This window comes from Mesorhizobium sp. M7D.F.Ca.US.004.03.1.1 (assembly GCF_003998635.1).
Taxonomy (GTDB): Bacteria; Pseudomonadota; Alphaproteobacteria; order Rhizobiales; family Rhizobiaceae; genus Mesorhizobium; species Mesorhizobium loti.
The window spans coordinates 1-3,523 of the sequence record NZ_RZQG01000635.1 but is presented as its reverse complement, the minus strand read 5'-3'; the positions used below and the strand labels follow the sequence as shown (position 1 = coordinate 3,523).

Here is a 3,523-nt window from a genome sequence, read left to right as displayed (position 1 = left end):
GGGGCATACTCGGCCAGCAACGGCGTCGGATCATCGGTGAGGTGGCCATAGAGATCGTCCTCGATGAGAACGACATTGTATTCGCGTGCGACGCGCGCGATTGCTTCGCGGCGCGCCGCCGACAAGGTCACCAGTGTCGGATTCTGCACCGTCGGCATCAGGAAGATCATCTTGGGATGCTTTTGCGCGCAGACGCGCTCGAAATCCTGGGGATCGATGCCTTCATCGTCCGATGCCACCAAGGCCGTCCGCCGGCCGATCAGACCGGCGCTGCGGGAAATCTGTGAATAGGTGAGGTGCTCGAAGGCGACATAGTCGCCCGGCGTGGTCAGCGCGGCGATCGCTGCCATCACCGCGGCATGGGTGCCGAGCGTCGGGACAATGGCGTCGGCATTTGGGTGAAACGAATTGCGCGACAGCCAACGGGCGCCGGCTTCGTACCAGCGGTCGGGAAAATCCCTGACGTAGCTTGAAATCTCATGTGGATGGTCCTGCGCCACGCGCGACAGGACATCGGAGACATCAGCGCCCTGGCCGACGTCGGGCGCCGCCATGCTGTCGAAACGCAGCTCGCCGCGCGGTGCATCGATAGTGCGTGTGCCTTCGCCGCTGACGTCCGGAGCCAGGAAGTCCGGTTTTGCGCCATCGGCGCGCTGGCCGAGCACATAGGTTCCGCGCCCGACTTCGCCGCTGACCAGCCCGCGCTCGCGCAGCAATTGATAGGCCCGGCCGACGGTGCCGACGGTGGTGCCGATGTCGTAGGCGAGGTCGCGCTGCGGTGGCAGCTTTGCGCCGGCATCGATCACGCCCCGATCGATGTCCGTTTCGATGGAATCCGCCAGCCGCTGATACAGCGGGCCGGAGCCGGCAGTGAGATCTGGAAGCCAATTTGTCATGGTGACAATTTTCTATATTGCGTCGAATTCTGAGTCAATACATATCAATCGCGTGCCAAAAGGGTACAATTTAGAATTCTGGTAGAAAGAAAATGAATACAATCGCGACAATTCGTCATTCGAGCGCCGCGTTATCAGGTCAATCGACACGCCCATCGGGCCGGCGCGGCTTTGTCAGCCGTCTGGTGCGTCTGGTCAGATCGCTGGCGAGATGGATCGACAGCCTGCTGGAGCGCCGACGCAGCCGGCTGGCGCTGCTGGAAATGACCGACGACCAGCTCAAGGATATCGGCATTTCGCGCTGCGATGCCCACCTCGAGGGCATCAGGCCGTTCTGGGACTGAAGCTAGCGGAGTTTTGGAGCCCTGGTGCGTGCAACGCCATGGTCTGCAAGGACGGCGACCACGCACAGCACGAGAAAAAGTCCGGTGATGGCCAGCGCCGAGATGGCGACGCTGGCTGCGCCATTCTTGGCGACGTCGAGGAAGGGGTAGGGCACCTCGCCGGCAAACGGCGCCCGCGTCAGCGCATAGATCAGATAGGCGATGGGATAGAGCACCCACCAGGAAATGTCGCTCCAGCGCGTCCGACCGTCAGTGCCTGATATCAGCCACCACAGCACGAACAGCACCGGCGTCACATAATGCAGCAGGACGTCGCAGAGCAGGAACAGTCCCTGCGGTTGCCAAAGCTGTGCAAGGACCGTGGCATAGATGGTGAAGACCAGCGCGATCGAAACCGCGACGCCAGCGCGCATCCGCGGCCCGGCGAAGGCGGGCAACCACGCATAGCCGGAGGGCGACAGCAGCGACGTATACACCAGCACTGCACCGATGTTGGTCAGGATGGTGAAGAAGCTGAGCAGGAAGACGATGGAGCCAAGCAGGCTGCGGCCGGCTTCCATCGACGCCGGAATGGTGATGCAGAACTGCAGGACGAGCCCGGCCAGACCGATGACCAGACCCGCGATCTGCAGGAACCGGCCCATGGGCTAGGCCGTCGCGGCGCAGGCCGGATTGCCGGCTTGCCAGCGGGCGATGTCAGAGCCAATGCGGGCGCCGAGCGGGTCGTTCATCAACGGACCGAACGCATCGACGCGGCTTGAATTGCCTTGCGCCTGCACGACCAGCAGCGGTTTGCCGCCATAGTGCTTGGCCGGCACCAGCAGGAAACGCGGTGTGCCGCTGAACGAATTCAGTTCGTTGGCCATCTGATACTGTTTGAAGGCCGGGTCCTTGCTAGCGATCCAGCATTTGTGGGCCGCTATCGCCACTTGTTCCATAGCCAGAAGCGCTGCACTTTTGCCTGACGGGACTGGCGTGCTCTTCGGCGTCGATTGGCAGGATGCCAAGGCGAAACCGGCCGCGGCAACCAGCGCGATCGTCTTGCTCCTGATCAAGCGGCACCCATCTCAAGTTCGGACAGAAAGATCTTCGAACCGTCGGTCATCTCGCCCCACACCCGCGACAATGCCGGATGCTGCGAGGCGATCTGCTCATAGGCATCGAATTTGGGATAGGCGTCGAGCAGGTCGTGGCGCCCTGTCATGGCCCGGAAATTGTTGAAAATGAACCGCGTCGGCGTCAGCCATGCATCGGCGAAACTGATGTCGTCACCGAGCGCGAAAGGCCCTTGCGCCATGCGCGCCTCGATTGCCGCCAGCCCGTGATGCAGGCGGGCGAATTGGGCGTCGATCTCGGCATTGTTTCGCTTCGGCACGAAATGAAGCTCGAAAAGCTTCATCGTCGGGGTCAGCACATCGAGATCGGTGATACGGGCGAACATGCGCACCAGCGCACGGTCCTTGGAGTCGGGCGGCAGCAGCGCCGGTTCCGGAAACCGTTCCTCGAGATATTCGGCGATGACCACCGACTCGACGATCGTTTCGCCCGAACCGGTGATCAGCACCGGAATCCGGTTCATTGGTGAGATGGCGCGAAACGCTTCCGGAATCGGAAAACCAGGCGGCGGCGCAATGATCTTGAGCGGCACATCCTTGATGTAGGCCAGTGCCCGCACGATCGACGAGTAGGGCGACAACGGCCGCGAATAGAGTTTCATGACCGTCTCTCTCCCCAATGAATCGGACTTGCCCTGATAAAGAGACAGGAATGTCCGGCTGTTTTCAAGCTGTTCGCTTCGATGACGTCAGGCAGCGATGCCGAGGGCACTTTCGAACAGTCCACGGCCGTCCGTGCCGCCATGGGCTGCTTCGATCAGGTTTTCCGGGTGCGGCATCAGGCCGAGCACATTGCCCTGGCTGTTGATGATGCCGGCAATGTCGTTGATCGAGCCGTTGGGGTTGGTGCCGTCGGCATAGCGGAACACCACCTGGCCTTCGCCTTCGAGGCGGGCAAGTGTGTCGGCGTCGGCGAAATAATTGCCGTCGTGATGCGCAACCGGCGAGCGGATGATCTGACCCGGCTGATAGCGGCGGGTGAACATGGTGTTGGCATTGGTGATTTGTAGTTTCACCTGCCGGCAGACGAATTTCAGCGAGGTGTTGCGCATCAATGCGCCCGGCAGCAAGCCGGCCTCGACCAGTATTTGAAAACCGTTGCAGACGCCGATGACCGTGACGCCCGCGGCTGCCTTTTCGGCAACCGCCCGCATGACCGGCATGCGCG

6 protein-coding genes are annotated in these 3,523 nt (G+C 61.8%); 1 reads left to right on the top strand and 5 read right to left on the bottom strand.

The features are described 5' to 3' along the window. The coding region (locus EN935_RS26955) for a PLP-dependent aminotransferase family protein (RefSeq protein WP_164771364.1) at nt 1-896 on the bottom strand (896 nt) is incomplete at its 3' end. 92 nt (nt 897-988) lie between these two features. Here EN935_RS26955 and EN935_RS26950 point away from each other — a divergent pair. Next, a complete protein-coding gene (locus tag EN935_RS26950; RefSeq protein WP_109669642.1) occupies nt 989-1,240 on the top strand; it encodes a DUF1127 domain-containing protein in 252 nt (83 codons plus the stop codon). A 2-nt stretch (nt 1,241-1,242) separates the two neighbouring features. Here EN935_RS26950 and EN935_RS26945 read toward each other — a convergent pair whose 3' ends face one another. The 4 genes from EN935_RS26945 to purQ form a co-directional block, all read right to left on the bottom strand. Beyond that, entirely contained in the window at nt 1,243-1,884 is a 642-nt protein-coding gene (locus EN935_RS26945) for a Pr6Pr family membrane protein (protein ID WP_127264266.1), read from the bottom strand. A 3-nt stretch (nt 1,885-1,887) separates the two neighbouring features. Further along, on the bottom strand, nt 1,888-2,295 hold the full coding sequence (locus EN935_RS26940) for a hypothetical protein (protein ID WP_109669647.1): 408 nt from the start codon (nt 2,293-2,295) through the stop codon (nt 1,888-1,890). Continuing rightward, a complete protein-coding gene (locus EN935_RS26935; RefSeq protein WP_109669650.1) occupies nt 2,292-2,957 on the bottom strand; it encodes a glutathione S-transferase family protein in 666 nt (221 codons plus the stop codon). The genes EN935_RS26940 and EN935_RS26935 overlap by 4 nt, the downstream gene beginning before the upstream one ends. An 87-nt stretch (nt 2,958-3,044) precedes the next feature. After that, nucleotides 3,045-3,523, bottom strand: a 479-nt coding sequence (purQ, locus tag EN935_RS26930; RefSeq protein ID WP_127373792.1) for a phosphoribosylformylglycinamidine synthase subunit PurQ, incomplete at its 5' end; no start/stop codon positions are given.

Excerpts from the sequence above, each read along its gene's own strand:
- EN935_RS26950 (WP_109669642.1), top strand. The coding sequence starts at position 989 with ATGAATACAATCGCGACAATTCGTCATTCGAGCGCCGCGTTATCAGGT.
- EN935_RS26945 (WP_127264266.1), bottom strand. The coding sequence starts at position 1,884 with ATGGGCCGGTTCCTGCAGATCGCGGGTCTGGTCATCGGTCTGGCCGGG.
- EN935_RS26935 (WP_109669650.1), bottom strand. The coding sequence starts at position 2,957 with ATGAAACTCTATTCGCGGCCGTTGTCGCCCTACTCGTCGATCGTGCGG.